The sequence below is a fragment of the Candidatus Avedoeria danica genome (assembly GCA_016703025.1).
In the GTDB taxonomy this organism is placed as follows: domain Bacteria; phylum Chloroflexota; class Anaerolineae; order Epilineales; family Epilineaceae; genus Avedoeria; species Avedoeria danica.
This window is the reverse complement of the sequence record JADJCV010000004.1, coordinates 224,033-243,881: the sequence shown is the minus strand read 5'-3', so window position 1 is coordinate 243,881 and position 19,849 is coordinate 224,033. Positions and strand designations below refer to the sequence as shown.

General features: G+C 70.9%; 12 protein-coding genes. 8 read left to right on the top strand and 4 right to left on the bottom strand.

Translation table 11 applies throughout. The annotated features are described in order from the left end of the window. Positions 1-220 precede the first annotated feature (220 nt). The 4 genes from asnS to IPG72_04490 all read left to right on the top strand — a co-directional run bounded on the left by asnS (position 221) and on the right by IPG72_04490 (position 4,062). Entirely contained in the window at positions 221-1,543 is a 1,323-nt protein-coding gene (gene asnS / locus IPG72_04505) for an asparagine--tRNA ligase (GenBank protein ID MBK6768281.1), read from the top strand. A gap of 111 nt (positions 1,544-1,654) precedes the next feature. After that, positions 1,655-3,202: a hypothetical protein gene (locus IPG72_04500; GenBank protein ID MBK6768280.1), complete on the top strand. Its 1,548-nt coding sequence runs from the start codon at positions 1,655-1,657 to the stop codon at positions 3,200-3,202. 186 nt (positions 3,203-3,388) lie between these two features. Further along, positions 3,389-3,829 (top strand): hypothetical protein, encoded by a 441-nt coding sequence (locus IPG72_04495; GenBank protein ID MBK6768279.1) that lies wholly within the window; start codon positions 3,389-3,391, stop codon positions 3,827-3,829. Positions 3,830-3,840: 11 nt separating this feature from the next. After that, positions 3,841-4,062 (top strand): helix-turn-helix transcriptional regulator, encoded by a 222-nt coding sequence (locus IPG72_04490; protein ID MBK6768278.1) that lies wholly within the window; start codon positions 3,841-3,843, stop codon positions 4,060-4,062. On the opposite strand, the gene phnE is transcribed toward IPG72_04490, so the two are convergent. The 3 genes from phnE to IPG72_04475 all read right to left on the bottom strand — a co-directional run bounded on the left by phnE (position 4,019) and on the right by IPG72_04475 (position 8,503). Continuing rightward, positions 4,019-6,637: a phosphonate ABC transporter, permease protein PhnE gene (gene phnE / locus IPG72_04485; protein MBK6768277.1), complete on the bottom strand. Its 2,619-nt coding sequence runs from the start codon at positions 6,635-6,637 to the stop codon at positions 4,019-4,021. The genes IPG72_04490 and phnE overlap by 44 nt on opposite strands. Positions 6,638-6,644: 7 nt before the next feature. Continuing rightward, entirely contained in the window at positions 6,645-7,403 is a 759-nt protein-coding gene (phnC, locus tag IPG72_04480) for a phosphonate ABC transporter ATP-binding protein (protein ID MBK6768276.1), read from the bottom strand. Between the two features lie 89 nt (positions 7,404-7,492). Next, a complete protein-coding gene (locus tag IPG72_04475) occupies positions 7,493-8,503 on the bottom strand; it encodes a phosphate/phosphite/phosphonate ABC transporter substrate-binding protein (GenBank protein ID MBK6768275.1) in 1,011 nt (336 codons plus the stop codon). 326 nt (positions 8,504-8,829) lie between these two features. Here IPG72_04475 and IPG72_04470 point away from each other — a divergent pair, with 326 nt between their 5' ends. From IPG72_04470 to IPG72_04460, 3 genes are all read left to right on the top strand, one after another. After that, on the top strand, positions 8,830-10,695 hold the full coding sequence (locus tag IPG72_04470) for a VWA domain-containing protein (GenBank protein MBK6768274.1): 1,866 nt from the start codon (positions 8,830-8,832) through the stop codon (positions 10,693-10,695). Between the two features lie 165 nt (positions 10,696-10,860). Then, entirely contained in the window at positions 10,861-12,009 is a 1,149-nt protein-coding gene (locus tag IPG72_04465; GenBank protein ID MBK6768273.1) for a cystathionine gamma-synthase, read from the top strand. 50 nt (positions 12,010-12,059) lie between these two features. Further along, complete coding sequence (locus tag IPG72_04460; protein ID MBK6768272.1) at positions 12,060-12,755, top strand: ubiquinone/menaquinone biosynthesis methyltransferase; 696 nt, start codon at positions 12,060-12,062, stop codon at positions 12,753-12,755. Here the strand turns inward: IPG72_04460 and IPG72_04455 are convergent. Then, positions 12,734-14,059 carry an AI-2E family transporter gene (locus tag IPG72_04455; GenBank protein ID MBK6768271.1) on the bottom strand — a complete coding sequence of 442 codons (1,326 nt, stop codon included), beginning with the start codon at positions 14,057-14,059 and terminating at the stop codon, positions 12,734-12,736. The two genes, IPG72_04460 and IPG72_04455, sit on opposite strands and share 22 nt — an antisense overlap. A gap of 173 nt (positions 14,060-14,232) precedes the next feature. On the opposite strand from IPG72_04455, the gene IPG72_04450 reads away from it, so the two are divergent. Then, positions 14,233-19,770, top strand: coding sequence for an Ig-like domain-containing protein (locus tag IPG72_04450; GenBank protein ID MBK6768270.1), 5,538 nt, complete (start codon positions 14,233-14,235; stop codon positions 19,768-19,770). Positions 19,771-19,849: the final 79 nt, after the last annotated feature.

Sequence of the window (19,849 nt, the reverse complement as noted above, 5' to 3'; positions counted from 1 at the left end):
GCGTCCGCACGGAAAGGTTCCGTGCCCCGGTCATCCCTCTATAATGGCTCCGACTTCGCATGGTGCATCTCTTGAGCGTGCATCATTCCTTCGTGCGGAGGCGGATTGTTCGCCGCACGCACGCGTACTCTGTCACTGGACACGCTTCGGCTGTCCGACAGAGGTAGACATCCGTAGACTCTGCAGTGACAGAGTACCAGACAGCGCTGGAGCCAACCTGATGTCCGATCCCAAGCCCGCCCCCGTGACGACGACGATCGCCGCCGCCGGAGCGCACGTCGGTATGAACGTGCGCGTTCAGGGATGGGTGAGCAACCGGACGGACAAGGGCAAGCTGCAGTTCATCGCGCTGCGCGACGGCACGGGCACGATGCAGTGCGTCGCGTTCGAGAAGGACGTTGCGCCGGAGGCGTTCGAGGCCATCGGATCGCTCACGCAGGAGTCCGCGGTGGTCCTGACCGGTGCGCTGCGGGCAGACGCGCGGGCACCGGGCGGGATCGAGCTCGGGATCGAGGGCATCGACGTCGTTTCGCTGGCCGAGCCGGACTACCCGATCCAACCCAAGGAACACGGCACCGGTTTCCTGATGGACCAGCGCCACCTCTGGATCCGCTCGCCGCGCCAGGTGGCGATCCTGCGGATTCGCGCCACGATCATCCGTGCGATCCGGGGCTGGCTCGACGGCGAGGGCTTCGTCGGCGTCGACACGCCGATCCTGACGCCGTCCGCCTGCGAGGGGACGAGCACGTTGTTCGCCACGGACTACTTCGGCAAGCCGGCCTTCCTGGCGCAGAGCGGCCAGCTCTACAACGAGGCCGCCGCCGCGGCGCTCGGGAAGGTCTACTGCTTCGGACCCACGTTCCGCGCCGAGAAGAGCAAGACGCGCCGCCACCTGACCGAGTTCTGGATGGTGGAGCCCGAGATCGCGTTCGCCGACCTCGAGGACATCATGGACATCGAGGAACGGTTCGTCAGCCACATCGTCCAGACGGTGCTGGCGGAGCACCGCACGCTGCTGACGGACGTCCTCGAGCGCGACGTGAGCGCGCTGGAGCGAATCGTGGCGCCGTTCCCGCGGCTGAGCTACGACGACGCCGTCGCCAAGCTGCAGGCCGGGCCGTTTCCGGACTTCCCGTGGGGCGAGGACTTCGGCGCCCCGCACGAAACGTTCCTGGCCGAACAGTCCGATCGCCCGCTCTTCGTCTATCACTACCCGACCGCGGTCAAGGCGTTCTACATGGAGACCGTCGCCGATCGTCCCGAGGTTTGTCGCTCCGTCGATCTCCTGGCCCCGGAGGGCTACGGCGAGATCATCGGCGGCGGGCAGCGCACGACGAGCGTCGCTCTGCTCGAGCAGCGGATCGTCGAGCACGGGTTGAACCGCGACGACTACCTGTGGTACTTGGACCTTCGGCGCTACGGCAGCGTTCCGCACAGCGGGTTCGGTCTCGGTGTGGAGCGGACGGTGGCCTGGATCTGCAACCTGGGTCATGTGCGCGAGACGACGGCCTTCCCGCGCATGCTCGACACGATCTACCCCTGATCGCCAGCAGGCGACCATAAGTGATCGCCGGCAGGCGGCCGTAACGCAGGAAGCGGTAAACGCGTTCACAAGTTGACGGCGCCGTCGCCGTCATCATCAGAGGAGCACATCATGCGCGATCGTCTCATCCCAACCCCCGTCCAGCGCGCCGCCCGCCTGGGCGGCCTTGCGTCAATCGTCGGCCTGGCGCTGGCCGCCGCGGCGCCCGCCCTCGCGTCGCCGAACGCCCAGCTGCCCGTCAGCGGCCGACCGATCTCCCCGGCCATCGCCTTCGCGCCGAACAGCTACACCAACCTGCTCGTCTGGGCGGAGGACACCGGTGCGGGCACCGGCCTTGACCTCTACGGCCTGCGCCTCAGCGCGTCGGGCCTGCCGACCGGGCGGATCGTGCCCGTGCTCGTCGCCCCCGGCAACCAGAGCGACCCCGCCCTGATCTTCAGCCCCCGCGTCAACGAGTACTTCCTCGTCTTCACGGACGACAGCGGCTCGCTCGGCGGCGTGCCCGGCAGCAACCCGACCTCGGGCCTGCCGATCCCGGGCCAGACGCCCGTCGCGCCGCCGCCGCCTCTTCCGACGCCCGTGCCGCTCGCCCGCCTGACGCTCGGACCGATCGTCGACGTCTCCGGGCTGCAGCCGCATGCCTCCGCCGCCAGCCTCGCGCCGGCCGGGGTCGTCGGACAGGTGGGTGATGGCACGGACGCGCCGGTGGGTTCGAACGTTGCGGGTGACGATGCCGGCGTGTACGGCCGTGCGCCCTTGCAGGGCCCGTCGCCGACGTTCCCGCCGCCGGGCACCCCGGCACCCGGCGGCCCCGGCAGCACGCCGATCCCGCCGACGACACCGGGCTCGCGGGACATCTACGGCACGTTCCTCAGCACGTACGGCACCCGCACCAGCGTCGTCTTCCCGCTCGTCACGTCGCCGGCGGACGAAACGTTCCCGGACATCACGTTCCGCATGACGGCGGCCTCGGACCGCTACGTCCTGGTTTGGCGCAAGGTCACCGGCCTCGACGTCGCGCTCGCGTCCGTTGAGCTCGAGGGCGTTGGCCGCTACTTTTATGTGAAGTACGAGCGCGTCGTCGTCGCGGGCACGGACATCGGCCGCCCGTCCGTCGCGGCCGAGCCGAACGCCGGCGAGTACATGGTCGTGTGGTCCGAGACGCCCAAGGACCAGCCGGAGCGGGACATCTTCGGCCGGCGGATGAACAACAACGCCGTGCCGTACAAGCCCGTCGTCAAGATCGCCACCGGGCCGTCCGACCAGGTCTACCCGACGATCAGCTCGCTCGGTCCGTACGGCGGCTACCTCGCCGCTTGGGAGGAGCGCACGGGCGCCGAGTCGCCGGACGTCAAGATCCGGCGGTTGAACATCAACGGCATCCCGTACGGCTACCAGTCGGCCGTTGCCGGCGGGCCGGCGTTCAGCTTCTCACCCGACCTCGCCTCGACGGACAGCGTCGGGACCGTCATCGTCTGGCTGGACCGCAACGCGGCGGGCGACCACAGCATCCTGTCCGCCCAGCTGAACCGCGACGGCCGTCGGATCGGCCCGGACCGCCTCGTCGTCCGCGGCGGCACCGGCCCCGGCGCCGTGACGCCCGTCGTCCCGGGCCCGGGCTTCCCGACCCCGCCCGCGCCGCCGCCGCCGCTCCCGTAACCGATCGCCGTTCGGCCGAATGGACCGAAAACCGCCCGCCGGCATTGCCCGGCGGGCGGTTTCACGTCCAGCGTCTGGGGCGCGACGGACCTCCGCCTGGGAACGGTCCGAGTAAATGTTACTTGACATGATGTCAAGCACGCATTACACTGCGCCCATCGATCCGCCGCCCGCATGGAGTCCACGATGTCCGCCTCGACCGGTCTCAAGGCCGCCAAGGTGCGCCTGTTCGGCTGCGAGCTTTCGCCAACCGACACCCGGAACATGCGCCGCTTCAGCGCCTGGTGCATGGCCTGGGCGGTGGCCTTCGTCGCCGCGATCTTCGCGTTCGAGCGCGGGGCGGCTCCAGGCTCACCCGTTGCGTGGCTGCTCGTCGCGGTCCCGACGCTCGTCGGCCTTCAGACGATCCGCGCCTATCTCCACTTCCTGCGCGAAGCGGATGAGCTCCAGCGCCGGATCCAGTTCGAGGCGCTCGCGTTCGGCTTCTGCGTCGGCGTCGTGTGCATGATGAGCTACCGGTTGCTCGAACGCGCCGGCTGGCCCAAGCTCGACATCAACGATACGTTCGTCGTCATGATGTTCGGCTGGGCGTTCGGCATGATCCGCGGCGCCCGCCGCTACAGCTGAAGCAGCGCGACGTGGACAACCGCCTGCGCGTGCTGCGCGCCGAGCGAGCGTGGTCGCAGGCCGAGCTGGCCGAGCGCCTCGCCGTCAGCCGCCAAACGGTGAACGCGATCGAAACCGGCAAGTACGACCCGAGCCTGCCGCTCGCCTTCAAGATCGCCGACCTCTTCAGCCTGACGATCGAGGCGATCTTCACGCCGGACGGCGCGACACCCCCTGGGCGAGCCGCTCCCTGAGACGAGCGCTGATCGTGTCCATCGCCGTCACGACGAGGATGATGCCGAGGAGCGCCACGGACGCCTTCCGCCACTGCGTCGTGTTCATCCACTGGCTGAGGTGGTAGCCGATCCCGCCGCCGCCCACCAGGCCGACGATCGTCGAGAGCCGGACGTTGATGTCCCAGTGGTAGAAGCCGAACGCCAGCCACGGCGGCACCACCTGCGGCACGACGGCGTAGCGCAGCACCTGCAGCCGGTTCGCGCCGGCCGCGCGCAGCGCCTCGACCGGACCGGCGTCGATGTCCTCGAGCGCCTCGCTGAACAGCTTGCCGAGGTTCGCCAGCGTCACGCCGATCAGCGCCAACACGCCCGGGAACGGCTTGCCGAGGCCCACCCACGTCGCGAAGACCTGGACCAGCAGGGCCGGCTCGATGGCCCGCACGGTGCTCAGGAACAGCCGGGTTGCGCCATACACCACGCGCCCAAGACCGGTGGTGCCCATGATGTTCCGCGCCGCCAGGAACGCGAGCGGGATCGCCATCAGCGCGCCGAACGTCGTCGCCATGAGCGCCATGAGGATCGTGAGGACGATCTTCGAGAGCGTGATCCGCAGGGGCTGGCTGAGGCGCAGCGGACCGGACGGCACCGTCACGGTCGCCTCGACCTGCGTCGGCCGGCCGGGCGCCGCGACCGCGCGATCTTCGACGATCTGACGGACCTCGATCACGGCGCCGACGTCGCCGCTCTCCGGGCCTGCGCTCGTCCGTCCGACGGCATCGAGACGGCCGCTGCCGTCTGCGAAGCGCCAGCGCAGCCGCACCGCCGCACCGGGCGGAAGTCCGACCAGGAACACGCCGACGCCGTCGCCGGCATTCGCGCAGCCACGGTCGAGCGCGAGCGTTCCGGCACCGATCGGCACGCCTTGGGGGACCACCGTTTCGTCGAAGCCGGCCGGACACGGCACGACGAGGTCAACCGAGGCGACGGTCTCGTCCGCACCACGCTCGACGAGTTCGGGCCGCGCCAGCTGCTGGACGATCGTCCGCACGCGATCCGGAACCGGCCAGAACTTCGCCAGGTCCACCTCGGCCCGCCGCCATGACCACACCGCCATCGCCGCGACGGCGAAGTAGATGACCGGTCGCGTCCACCGGGGCCCGAGCGGGCGGCCCGCGGCAATCCGTTCGCGCACGGCACCGCTCACGAAGTCCAGGGGCACGATGAGCAGCGCGATGACGAACAGCGCCGTGCCGGCCTGCGGCAGGAGATCCGGCTTGCGGATCCACTGGCTGAGGAGCATGCCGATGCCGCCGCCGCCGACGAGGCCGATCACGGTGCCGAGCCGGAGGTTGATGTCCATCCGGTAGACGACGTACCCGACGGCCGGCGGGACGATCTGCGGCAGCACGCCGTGGCGCGCCACCTGCAGCCATGACGCGCCCGCAGCGCGGATCGCCTCGACCGGACCGGGGTCGATCCCTTCGATCGTCTCGCTGAACAGCTTGCCGAGCGCCGCGACACCGTGGACGACGAGCGCGCACAGCCCGGCGAACGGCCCGAGGTCCACCCAGACGACGAAGACGATGGCCATGATCAACGGTTCGACGGCTCGCACGACGTTCATGCCGCCGCGCACGAGCCGGTACACACCCCGCGTCCACCACCGCCCGCCCATCAGGTTCCGCGCGCCGAGGAAGGCGAGGGGCAGCGCGAACAGGGCGGCCAGCACCGTCGCCAGGAAGCTGAGCGCGATCGTCACACCGAGGAACGAGAGAACGGTGCTGAGCGTCTGCGACGGCCCCCACCGACCTGTCGGCAGCTCGACGAGCGCGCGCACCGCCTGGTTCTGCGGGACATCGGGGCTGCGCTCGCGGATCCGTTCCGGCACGGAGTCCGGCGGCGCCGTCACGGTGGCCTCGAAGGCGCCGGTCGGGTCCGTCCGCGCCGCACCGGCCGCACTCTCGCCGCCGACGGACGAGATCCAGAGCACGCGCACGGCGGCGTCCGGCGGGAACCCCGCGCCGCGGACGGTGACACGGTCGCCGAGGGCAACGCACGGCGGGTCGGCGGCGATGACGGGCGCGGCGGGGGCGCTTGGCAACGGGGCGGCCACGCGCGGCTCGTCCGCCCCGCACGGCGTGTGGATCCGTGCCTGGGCCGAGCCGGTCGTCAGGATCGGCGCGACGAGATCGGGGGACGCGAGTCCAGCGAAGAGCGGCCGGACGTACGTCCAGCGCGCCGCGAACTCGCCGACGTTCGGCTCCGTCGCGCGCAGGCCCACCGCGTAGATCGGCACCGCGGCCAGCAGGCCGAGACGCCAAGGGCCGGGCTCGGCACCGCGCGCGCACGCCGCTGCGTCGAGCGCCTGTGCGACCCAGAATGGGGCCGCGGCCAGCGCCAGCCACGCAGGTGCCGCCGCGGGGGCGCCCGGCTCGAGCGCGTACCAAACGGCGACGATGGCAACGGCGACCGCCGCGGCGAACACGATCCGGCCGCGGGCGCGCGCACCGGACAGCGCGTGGCCGAGACCGGGCAGGAGCAGGCCGGCACCGAGCGCGAGCGCGGGCGAACCGCGGCGCCGGCCGTCCGTCATCGCCACGTCAGCGGATCTCGACCTCGACGGCGTCTTCGCCGTAGATCGCCTTGAAGCGCGCCTCGTCGATGTCGCGCGGCTGGCCATCGAACATCAGACGTCCGTCCTTGAGGGCGATGATCCGCGTGCCGTACTCACGCGCCAGGCTGAGGAAGTGCAGGCTGCAGAGGACGGTCACGCCGCGCTCCGTGTTGAGCGTGCGCAGGTAGTCGAGGACGGTGTGGCTCGTTGCCGGGTCGAGGCTGGCCACGGGTTCGTCCGCCAGGATGAGCTTGGGGTTCTGCATGAGGGCGCGGGCGATGCCGACGCGCTGCTGCTGTCCGCCGGACAGCGCATCGGCCCGGCTGTCCGCCTTGGCGGCGATGCCGACGAGCTCGAGGTTCGCCAGCGCTGTCGCCCGGTCGGCGGCGCTCCAGAAGCCGAACACGCTCGGCAGCGTGGCGACCGAGCCGAGCCGGCCGGTGAGGACGTTCGTGAGCACCGAGCTGCGCTTCACGAGGTTGAACTGCTGGAAGATCATCCCGATGTCGCGCCGGATCGCCCGCAGCGCCCCCGGCCTTGCGGCCGTGATGTCCACGCCGTCGAGGACGACCTGGCCGCTCGTGGGCTCGATCAGGCGGTTGATGCAGCGCAGGAGCGTGCTCTTGCCCGAGCCCGAGAGGCCGATGATCACGACGAACTCGCCCGGCGCGACGCTGAACGTGACGTCGTCCAGCCCCTTCGTGCCGTCTGGGTAGACCTTGGAGAGATGCCGGATGTCGAGCATTGGGTCTCCTGACGCCTCGACGCGCCCCGCCGCCCGGTCGATCGGCCGGGCGGCGGGGCGCGTCGTGCCGCCCAGTAACGATCCGACCGCTATTCCTCGGCCAGCTCGGCGACGTCGACACCGGCCAGGTCCAGCGTGCTCCGGAAGGCATCGTAGAACGTGTCCGTCGTCGGCTGGAACTTCTCGATGCCGTACGTGTCCGTCAGCGCCTTCGCGCCTTCCTCGGTCGCCGCGATCGACATCAACCCTTCGGCCAGCTTCTTGGCGATGTCCTCCGGGACACCGGCGATGACGCTGACGTTGTCGTTCGGGATGTCGTCCGACGTGGCGATGACGAGGACCTTGTCCATGACATCGGGATAGGTTTCCTTCGCGCCGTCGCGCGCATCGTCGAAGACGGCGCCGGCCACGCAGTCCTTGCCGGCGTACACGGCCGCCACGACGGCATCATGTGAGCCCGAGTCGACGACGGTCACGTCGCTCTCCGCCACGCCGATCGCCTTCAACATGACGCTCGGCACGATCCAACCCGAGGTCGAGAGCGCGTCGGCGCGGCAGAATGTCTTGCCCTTCACATCCGCCAGTGCGGCGATCCCGGCGTCGGCATTCGCCACGACGAGGCTGGCGTAGCTCGTCGACCCGAAGCGCTCCGCCACGAGGAGCGGCCGGGTATCGAACTTTTCGTGCGCCAGAAGATAGTTGAACGTGTTCAACCACCCGACATGGGCGTTGCCCGCCCCCATCGCCTCGATGGCGGCGGCGTAGCTCGTGGCGACGTTGCTCTTGATCACGAGCCCTGTGGCGTCCTGCAACAGCTTGTTGATCGCCTCGGAGCCGGTCATGACGGTCTCCTGCTCGCCGGACGGGACGAACGTCATGACGATCGGGTTGTCGGCAGTGCCGAGCGTGGCCATGTCGCCGCCGGCGGGCGCGGCGTTGTCGACGACGGCCGTCGGGCTCGACGCCCCGGCGTCGGACGTCGGCTCGCCGCCGGTCTCGGGGGCGTTGGCGGTGCGGGCGCAGCCGGTGACGGCCACGGCCAGCAGCAGTGCAAGGGCGGTCCGGCGCGCGTTTGCCGCGCTCCTGAGCAACACGGACATGGTGCGTCTTCTCCTCGTGGGCCGGATGTTCGCCGCCGGTCAGGGGCGACTGGACATGGGCGATCGTTCTTGGGCAACCGTTCACGGGCGACCGGCAACCGGCGGCGGAGCATACCCGAGTTGGGGAGGGGGGACAAGGCGTTGCGCCGCCCTTAACACTGCGCCCATCTTCTCCCAGGGTTCCACGGCGCCGCGGCACCCGGGCGCTCGCTCGGCGGCGGCGCACCGTCGCCGGATGTCGGTCCGAAATGTCAGGTTTGACAGGTAGCCTAGAATGGAAGCGTGACCCGGAGCCCGGTTCCGAACGTAAGAAGGGGGAAACCAGAATGCGCCAGTCGACTCCACGTACGATCCTCTCCCTCCGCCCGCCACGAGCCACCCCGCTGGCCCTTGCCGTTGCCCTGGCCCTGTCGGCCGCTGGCGGCGGCGCCCTGTCGCTCACCGGGCGAAACGCCGTGCGTGCCGGCGAGATCGGTGCCACGTGCGTCGATGCCGACGCCGAGACGGGCGCGCTCTACTCGACCCGCGTGATCACGCCGTCGACGATCCGACTGTGCGAGACGGCGACGGTCTCGGTGACGGTCCGCGCGCTGTGCGGCGCCGTGCCGATCCACGTCGTGATGGACATCGACCGCTCGGGTTCGATGGTCGGCCAGCCGATCAAGGATGTGCGCAAGGCGGCCAGCCAACTCGTCCGCGTGCTGGACATGGACAACAACCCGCTGACACAGGCCGGGCTCGTCTCGCACGGCGACCCGCCGACGCTCGACGTCCAGCTGACGAACAGCGACAGCCGGATCCGCGGTCGGATCAGCGGGATGAACGCCGGCGGCGAGGACAGCCTGCCCAAGAGTGTCGAGATGGCGCTGAACGTGTTGACCCGCGGCCGGAAGGGCGGCGCCAATCCCGTCGAGGTCATGGTCATCCTGTCCGACGGCGGCCAGACCTACCCGCCTGGCGGGGCGGTGACGGCCGCCTCGAAGGCCAAGAGCCAAGGCGTCCTCGTCGTCGCGATCTGCGTGGACAACGGCCTTGGGATCGAGGGCTGTGCCCCGATGCGCAAGATGGCGAGCCCGCGCTTCTACTTCGAGACGCGCAGCACGAGCGCCCTGCTCCATATCTTCGATTCCCTCGCCAACGGCCTGCGTGTGATCGGGCTGCGGAAGCTCGACGTCGCGGAGACGCTGCCCGAAGGTGTGCAGATGGTGCCGGGCAGCCTCTCGCCGGCACCGACGATCACCGAGACCACGGGCATGCCGGCGTTCGGCCCGCTCAGCTACCGCCACTTCGGTTGGAACCACGAGTTCGTCGGGACGGAGGGGATCACGTACACCTATCGGGTCTCGGCCACCGGCCTGGCGGACCACGCGTTCGCCGCGGTCACGACGCGGTTCAAGGACAGCCGGGGCAACGCCGGCGTGATCCGGGTGCCGACACAGACCCTGTCGGTCGACCGGACCTGCCCGGTCGCGATCCCGTCACCCACGTCCACGGCGACCTCGACGGCCACCCCGACCCCGACGGACACGCCGCTCGAGCCCCCCTCGCCGACGCCGACGGCAACATCGACCCCGACGGGTACGCCCGTCCCACCGCCGCCGCTCTACCTGCCGATCCTGAACCTCGACCGCTGCCTGGAACAGGACCGGCCGATCGACACCGTCCTCGTCCTCGACGCCTCGCTGTCCATGCTCGAACCGACCGCCGCCGGCCGTACGAAGCTCGAGGCCGCCAAGGACGGCGCTAAGGCCTTCGTCGACCGACTGCGCCCGATCGACCGCGCAGCCGTGATCGGCTTCAACGACAGCGCCGTCCTGGCCGCGCCGCTCACGGCGGACACCACCGCGCTGCGTGCTGCCATCGACGGCCTGACGGCGGCACCGAACACCCGGATCGACCTCGCCCTGATCCGCGCGACGCAAGCGCTCACCGATCGACGGCCCGCGGCACGCCCCGTGGTCATCCTCATGACGGACGGCCGCCCGTCCCACACGACGCCCGACGCCGTCCGCGCGGCGGCTGAGGCGGCGCGCGCGGTGGCGACGGTCTTCACGATCGGCGTCGGCGCCGACCTCGACGTGCCGCTGCTCATCGAAGTCGCGGGCGACCCGGCCCGCTTCCACGGCGTCGACGATGCCGAGGCGCTGGCGCGGATCTACGCCGCGATCCGCGAGAAGATCCCGTGCCCGTGACCGGCGTCGGCCGGGCGGCGCTACAATCTCGCCAGAGCGTCGCCTGAGCGCGCGAACCCGACGATTCCAGTAGGGGCGGGTCCCCGCGGCCCGCCCCTTTCCCCTCTTCCCCATGCCCGCCTTTCTCCCCCGCGCCCGCCCCCATCCCCGGAGACCCAATCACCCATGACGCCCAACGAACCCGCCGGTTTCGGCACCCGCGCCATCCACGCCGGCCAAGCCCCTGACCCGACCACCGGTGCGGTCACCGTCCCGATCTACCAGACGAGCACGTTCGTCCAGCGTGGCGTCGGCGATCATCAAGGCTATGAGTACGCGCGCACCGGCAACCCGACACGCACGGCGTACGAGACGTGCATCGCGTCGCTCGAGGGCGGCGCGTGGGGCCTCGCGTTCGCCAGCGGGATGGCGGCGATCGACACGATCCTCAAGCTCCTGTCGGCCGGCGACCACGTCGTCGTCGCCGACGATGTCTATGGCGGCACGTTCCGACTGTTCGACAAAGTCCTTTCCCGGTTCGGGATCGCGTTCTCGTTCGTCGATCTGACGGACCCGGCGGCATTCGAAGCCGCGCTGCGGCCGTCGACGCGGATCGTCTGGATCGAGACGCCGACGAACCCGATGCTCAAGATCGTCGACATCGCGGCCGTGTCCGAGCGGGCCAAAGCGGCCGGGGCGTGGGTCGTCGTCGACAACACGTTCGCTTCGCCCTACCTCCAGCAGCCGCTCGCCCTCGGCGCCGACATCGTCATGCACTCCGCCACGAAGTATCTCGGCGGACACAGCGACGTCGTCGGCGGCATCGTCGTCGGCAACGACGGCGACATCGAGGCGCGGCTGCGCTTCCTGCAGAACGCCGCCGGCGCCGTGCCCGGGCCGTTCGACTGCTGGCTCGTCCTGCGCGGCTTGAAGACGCTCGCACTGCGGATGCGGCAGCACTGTGCGAACGCCCAGGCCATCGCCGAGTGGCTCGACGATCAGCCGGCCGTGGCGCACGTGATCTATCCGGGGCTGCCGGGTGACGCCGGCCACGCCGTCGCCGCGCGCCAGATGCGCCACGGCTTCGGGGGCATGATCTCGTTCACGCTTCGCCCCGGCGGGCGCAGCGCGCGGGACGTCGTCGCCCGGACACGCTACTTCAAGCTGGCCGAGAGCCTCGGCGGGGTCGAGAGCCTGATCGAGCTGCCGTCGGCGATGACGCACCTCTCGACGGCCGAGAGCGAGATCGCCGTCCCGGCCGACCTGATCCGGATCTCGGTCGGCGTCGAGGACGTCGCCGACCTCATGGCCGACCTCGACCAGGCGATGTCGTGAGCACCGTCACCCCGTACGGCGCGGCCGACAAGCACGCCGCCGTCCAATCGATGTTCGGCCGGATCGCCGGCCGCTACGACCTGATGAACCGGCTGATGACGGGCGGGCTGGACGGCGCATGGCGCCGCGCCACGGTGGCCGCGGCCGCGCTCCCGCCAGGCGGCGCGGCGCTCGACGTCGGCACCGGGACGGGCGATCTGGCGATCGAATGGGCGCGCACGGACCCCGCATCTCGCGTCGTCGGCATCGACTACACCGGCCCGATGCTGGCACTCGCCCCGGCGAAAGCCGCGCGGGCGAAGCTGGCCGACCGGACGACGTTCGCCCGCGCGGACGGCCACCGCCTGCCGTTCGCCGACGCGTCGTTCGACGCCGTGGCGTCGGCCTTCGTCCTGCGCAACTTCAGCGACCTCGGCACCGCCTATGCCGATATGGCGCGCGTCGTCCGGCCCGGCGGCCGCGTCGTGGCGCTCGAGATCTGCCCGCCGACGAGCGTCGTCTGGCGCGTCGCATTCCAGCTCTACTTCAACCGGATCGTGCCGTTCATCGGTCAGCTCGTGTCGGGCGACGGCGGGGCCTACCGCTACCTGCCGGCCTCGGCCGCGGCGTTCCTCACCCCCGCCGGCATGGCGGACGTCATGCGCGCCGCCGGCCTTACGCCGTTGCCGGCGCGCGTCCTCATGGCCGGCGCGCTGGCGGTCCACGTCGGCGTGAAGCCGGGCGGTTACGACGCGGCGTCGGTCTGAGGCTTCGCGCCCGGGCTGTCCTCGGCAGATGCAGCATGTTCGGCGGCAGCGGCACCCTCGGCTACCGCCGCGTCGTCGACGGGTGCGGCCGCATCGGCTGCCTCCGGCACCCCCGCATCGACGCGCTCCGGCTCGCCCCGCATCCGCGCCGTGACGTTCGCCGCGTAGCCGACGGCGGCCAGTGCGTCCGGCGGGGCGACGGGCTCCTCGCCGACCCGCAGGTAGAGGTAGTGGACGATGTCGCGGGCGATCGCGGCCAACGGCACGGCGGCCAGCAGGCCAAGCGGCCCCATCACGGCTTGGCCGAGGACGAGGACGAAGATGATCGCCCCGGGGTTCAGCGCCACGCTCTTGCCCTGGACACGCGGCGAAATGAACATGTTGTCGATCTGCTGGACGACGACGAAGCCCAGGAGCGTCTTGCCCGCCAGCGCCGGGCCGGCCGCGACGAGCGCGACGAGCGTCGCGATCCCGGCGCCGACGATCGTGCCGATGAACGGCACGACGGCCAGGACGCCGGCCAGCACGCCGAGCGTGACGGCATACGGAACGTCCAGCACGACGAGCAGGAGCGTGAACAGCGTTCCGAGGACGAACGCGATGATCACCTGGCCGCGGATGTAGCCCGAGAGCACGCGGTCGCAGATGATCCGCACCGCTTCGACGTCGGGCCGGAGGTCATGCGGGATCAGGCCCATCATGGCGGACATGAAACGACCCGTGTCGTTGAGGATGTAGAACAGCCAGAACGGGATGACGAGCATCGCCAGCGCAAACCCGAGCGTGCGCGTGACGGCGCCGAACGTCGACTGGAGTGCCTGCTGCACGACCCCCCACACCCGCAGCGCGGCCTCGGTCAGCCGCTCTCGCGTCGCAAACGAAAGGATCTCGGCCTGCACCTCGGCCGGAATGTAGTGCTCGTACGTCGCCACCTGGGTGGCAACGAAGCGCTCGGCGTCGTCGACGATCGTGTCCGAGTTCGCCGCCAGCGCGCCGGCCTCGCGCAACAGCGGAGCCGTGACCAGGCGGAAGCCGCCGAAGAGCGCCGCACCGACGACGGCGTACGTGATCAGGATCGCCAGCGGACGCACCGCCCCGTCCAGGCGCGGGACCCGCGCCGCCAACGGCCGCAGCGTTCGGTCGATGCGGTTGACGAGAGGCGCCACGAAGTATGCGAACGACAGGCCGAGCACGAACGGCACGATCGCGCCGCCGGCGCGCGCGATGAGCACGGCGACGCAGCCGAGCGCCACGACGAACAGCACGAGCCGCCACTTGATCTGGCTGATCGTTTCGGCCACCATGTGATCCTCCCCCGATGCTCAAGCTCGTCCGACGGCGCGGATTATCCCGCGTCCGCGCGCGTCCGTCACGTTCCCCCGCCCCCGGGCGTATGGGTTGCCGGATTGCCGCCCGAGGGGGCGCCTCGCGGCAACGGACATCGTGCGCAACGGCACGACCAAAGGAGTGCGTCGACATGAACCTCCGTTCCCACTTCATTCCGTCGCTCGTCCGCCGGACAGTGCCCGGACGCCTGATGGCGTTCGCCGCGCTGGCCGTCGCGGCCACCATCGCAGCATCCGGCGGCGCGGCGCACGCGCAGCGCGGCCCGATCACCGGCACGTACCCGAACGCCGGCGACCAGAGCGTCTGGGCCGGGACGACGTTGAGCATCTCGTTCGACCGGGTGATGGACCCGGCGAGCGTTGCGGCGTCGTTCTCTCTCCAGCCTGCCGTCGCGGGCCGCATGCGCGCCGTCGACGAAAAGCACCAGTCGTTTGCGTTCGAGCCCGCCGAGCCGCTGCCGGCGCTCACCAGACACACCGCGACGCTGGCCGCCGGGCTGAAGGACGAGCGCGGCAACGACGTCCTCCCAAGCCCGTACGTCTGGTCGTTCACGACGGCCGCCGACGGCGGGCAGTCGATGAGCTTCGGCTGGAGTTCGCTGCCCTTGCAGTTCCTCTCACCGGGCGGCGCACGCCGGATCGCCGTTCAGCCGGGCTTTCCGCGGATCACGCTGAACGCCAAGCTGTTCGCGCTGGACGAGGCCGGCCTCATCGAACGCCTTTCGGCCGTCGAGCTCGCGCGCACAACGGGTAAGGAGCAGCCGATCCCGACCGCCGGACTGACCATGGTGGCCGAGTGGCAGGGTCACGTCGACACGAACGACGCCGCGCACGCCCTCGTGCTGCCGGCCTCCGTCGGCACGGGTGCCTACGTCATCGACGCCGGCGCGCCGCGGATCGGCCGCAGCCAGGGCCTCCTCATCGTCACCGATCACGGCCTCGTCGCCAAGCGCGGCCTGGACGGCTTGACGGCCTGGCTCACCACGGTGCCCGCCGGCACGCCGACGGGCGGTGCGGCGCTCGCGATCTACGACGCCGCCGGCCAGCGCATCGGCGACGGCACGACGAACGCGGACGGCGTCGGCACGTTCGGCGCCGATCACCCGGCCGCCTACATCGTCGGCCGCGTCGGGGGTGCATTCACGCTCGTCGGGTTGTCCGGAACGTGGCAGAGCGGCGGCTTCTGGTGGGGTTGGCGCGACTTCGCCGGGCCTGTCGGCGCCGGAGCGCCCGGCCTGGCCCGGCAAGCGGCCCACATCCACACGGATCGCCCGATCTACCGACCGGGCCACACCGTCCATTGGAAGGCGTCCGTGCGCGCGATCGCGCTCGAAGGGTACCGCGTCCTCGACGCCACGACGCCCGTCACGGTGACGATCCGCGACGCGAACCGCAACCAGGTCAGCCGCACGCAGCATACCAGCGACGCGTACGGCAGCTTGTACGGCGAACTGACGCTGGACGTCGACGCGTCGCGCGGCAACTGGGGCCTCGAGGTCGCAACCGCCGAGCAGACGTTCTACGGCTCGTTCAAGGTCGAGGACTACGTCAAGCCGGATTACGAGGTGACGATCACGACGGATCGGCCGTGGTATGTCAAGGGCGACACGGCCCACGTGACCGTGGCCGCGCGGTACTACTTCGGCCAGCCGGCCGCCGGGGCCGAGGTCGTGCTCCGCACATACTACGGCTGGGGCTGGCGCGGATCGGACCAGATGCCGCTCAAGGAGTACACGGCCGTCCTCGATGCCGAGGGCAAGTCGGTGACGACGATCGCGCTGCCGGCAGACGCCGCCAACCAGCTGATCGCATTCGAGGCCGAGGTGACGGACGCCAGCCGACGGCCCGTCGTGGCCGAGGCCAGCGCGATGATCTACCCGGCGCGCTTCGAGTTGACGCTCGAGAACGAGCGCTACGGCCTCAAGGTCGGCGAGACGCTGGCGATGACGCTGCGCGCCCGCGATCACGACGGCGCGCCGGTCGCCGGCGTGAAGGCCACCGTCTCGCTCAAGCAGTGGGACGGCAACGGCCAGGTCGTCCGCCGGACCGTCACCGTCACGACGGGCACGGACGGCACGGCGCCGGTGCGCATCGAGGATCTGAAAGAGGGCTGGTACGAGCTGCAGGCCGATGCCACCGACGGCGCGGGCAACGCCGTGCAGGGCTACGGCTGGGCGTGGTTCTACGACGCCTTCCGGCCGTGGTATTGGTGGGGTGAGTCCATCGAGCTGCGCCTCGACCGCGACAGCTACCGCCCGGGCGACACCGCACAGCTTCTCATCAAGTCGCCCGTGACCACGACGGCGCTCGTGACGATCGAGCGCGACGCCGTCCACACATCGATGGTCGTGCCGGTGAGCGGCGCGACCACGGTCGCCATCCCGGTGACCGCCGAGTTCGCACCGAACGCGTACGTCACGGTCTCGTTGTGGAAGAAGAACGACGTGCGCACGGGCTACAACCGGGCCGAGGGCCAGCTGCTCACATCGTCCGTCGCGCTCGTCGTGCCGGCCGAGGACAAGCGGCTCAAGGTCGAGGTCGTGCCGGACAGCGCCCTGCACGCGCCGGGCGACGAGGGCCGCTTCACGCTGCGCGTCACGGACGCCGCCGGAGCGCCCGTCCAGGCCCAGCTCTCGTTCGCGCTGGTGGACAAGGCCGTCCTCGCCCTGGCCAAGGACACGTCCGGCAGCCTGTTCGACACGTTCTGGAAGGACTGGACGCAGACCGTCGGGACATTCGACAGCCTGCGGCCGACGCAGGGCTACGGGTTCCCGGAGGCGGACGCCGGCGGGCCGGGGCGAGGCGGCAACCCGCCGCCCGCGGCGACCCCCGAGCCGGGCAACAAGGGCGACGACGCATCGACCACCGAGCCGGCGCCCCGCAAGGCCTTCCCGGACACCGCCTTCTGGAAGGCCGACCTCGAAACGAATGCGAACGGCGAGGTTACGATCAGCTTGACGCTGCCGGACACGCTGACGACCTGGGTCGGCTTCGCCCGGGCGATCGCCGTCGACGCGCGGGTGGGCGAGGCCAAGGGTGAGGTGACGGTCACGAAGGACGTGCAGGCCGATCTGGCGCTGCCCCGCTTCGCCGTCCAGGGCGATCGCTTCGCCGTCGACATCCTCGGCCGCAACTACGCGCGTCCCGACGGCGCCCTCGCCGCCCGGACGACGCTCGACGCACCCGGCCTCGTGCAGCTCGACCCGGGTGCCCGCGACCTCTCGCTGCCGTTCAACACGACGCAGTCGGCGCGCTACAGCGTCGTCGCCAGCCAGGTCGGTGACACGGTCGTCACGGCGGCGCTGACGACGGATGCCGGCAACGACGCGCTGGAGATGCCGCTGCCGATCAAGCCGTTCGCCGTGCCGGAGCGCTTCGTGCGCGCCGGAGCGGTCGAGAGCGCCAAGGTCATCGAGTCGTACGACGTACCGTACAACGCCCATCCCGACGCGTCGTCGATCGAGGTCCGACTCGCACCCGGCGTGGCAGCCTCGATCCTGGACGGCGTCGAGAGCCTGATCGGCTACCCGTACGGCTGCGTCGAGCAGACGATGAGCCGGATGCTGCCGAACGCGATCGTCGGCCGGCTGGTGAACCAGCTCGGCATCGAGGCACCCGCTGTCACGGACGTGCTGCCGGAATACATGAGCGTCGGCCTGCAGAAACTGTACGGCTTCCAGAACGCCGACGGCAGCTGGGGCTGGTGGGGCGGCAGGCCGGAGAACTACTACGCCCGGCCGACCTACCTGACCGCCTACGTCCTCCACGGCCTCGTCCTGTCGCGCGACGCCGGCTTCGACGTCGACGCCGCCGTGCTCGACCGCGGCTTCGCGTGGCTCGCGACGAACACGGCCGACGAGCCCGACGCTCGCCTCAGGGCGTACGCCGCGTTCGTGCTGGCCCAGGCCGGCCGCGGGGACGTCGCCCTGACGATGGGCGTGTTCGCCGCGCGGGCCGACTTCGAGCCGTTCGCGCGCGCCATGCTCGTCCTGGCGCTGGACCGGCTCGGCCGCGACGCCGAAGCGGACATCGCGCTCGGCGAGCTGATCGCCCAGGCCGAGGTGACCGGTGCCGACGCGTTCTGGCCGATGATCACGAAGAAGAGCCCGTGGGGCTACCCGGAGTGGGACGGCTACCACTGGCGGACGATGGCCTCGGCCCAGAAGTACACCGCCACCGCGCTCCAGGCCGTCCTCGCCCGCCGCCCGAACGATCCGCTGGCCGTGAAGGCCGCCCACTGGCTGATGGGCCACCGCGACGGCGCCGGCTGGTACACGACGCACGACACCGCCTTCGCCGTCCTCGGCCTGACGGACTTCGCCGTCGAGCGCGGCGAGCTGGCGTCCGACTATGACTGGAAAGTCATCGTCGACGGCCAAACCGTTGCCGGCGGCCACGTGGACCGCACGAACGTCACCCGCCAGATCCCGCCGATCCAGCTCTCCGGCGCGGCGCTGCAGCCGGGCGTCCACCAGCTGACGATCGAGAAGACCGGCCAAGGCGCGGCGTACTACACCGTCGTCGGCCAGCTGGCGCTCTACTACGACGGCTTCGCCGAGACGAAGGCGGCCGGGCTCGGCATCGACCTGGCGCGCAGCTACACGCCGCTGCGCGCCAAGGGCGACGTGGACACGTCCACCGACTGGGCGGTCGGCGACATCGTGAACGTCCATGTCGAGCTGACGACGAAGGAAGATCTCTCGTTCGTCCTGATCGAGGACCTCCTGCCGGCCGGCCTCGAGGCGCTGAACGAAGCCCTCGACACCGAGTCCAAGCGCGTGCCGGACGGCCAGGACTGGCCGTGGCACTGGCGCTGGTGGGGCTACGAGCGCAAGGAGGTGCGCGACGAGGGCGCGACGTTCTTCAGCACGTACCTGCCCGCCGGCACGCACAACTTCGACTACGCCGCCCGCGCGATCACGCCCGGCGAGTTCAGCGCCCGGCCGGCGCAGGCGTACGCCATGTACCGCCCCGAAGTCTGGGGCCGCTCGGCTTCGGCCAAGGTGGCGATCGCGCAGTCCGCGGTCCGCGAGCGCCCGCCGCTGGCCGGCGACTTCGACCGCGACTGCCGGTTGACCGGTTTCGACGCCTCGCTCGTGGCCGACAGCTGGACGAGCGCCATCGGACGCGATGTGAACGGCGACGGCCGGACGTCGGTCGCCGACGTCGCGCTCGCAGGCGGGCGAGCCGGGGCGATGTGCGGCCAATCGGTCGCCCCGCCGCCAACGGCCAGCGGGACCGCGGCGCTGCACGCCGCCTACCCGAGCGCCGACGTCGGCGTTGGGACGGTGACCGAGCTGACGATCACCGTGGTGGGCGACACGGCCGTCGGCGCCCTCGAGGTCTCGCTGTCCGTGCCCGCCGGTTGGCAGATCGACGGCGCCACCGCCGGCGATCGCCTGGCCGATGCCGATGTGCTCACCGACATCGACGGCCGCAGCGCGCGGGTGGCGGCCTTCGCGCCGGCCGACGGCACGACGGGCGCTGGCCTCCTGCGGATCACCCTCCGCCGCGTCGCCGGCGAAGGCGAAGGCCTCAGCATCACGGGCGCCGAGGTGACGACGGCCAAGGGTCGTCCTTACGGCGTGACCCTCGATGGCGAGGTCGTGACGCCGCCGATCAGGCCGGGTCATGTGAACTACCTGCCGAGCGTGATCGTGTCCCGCTAGCCGCGATGCGAGCACGAAGGGGAGGAGGAGCGGGGGGCCGGACAGCCGGCCCCCCGCTCCTCCGTGTTACAATCGGCGC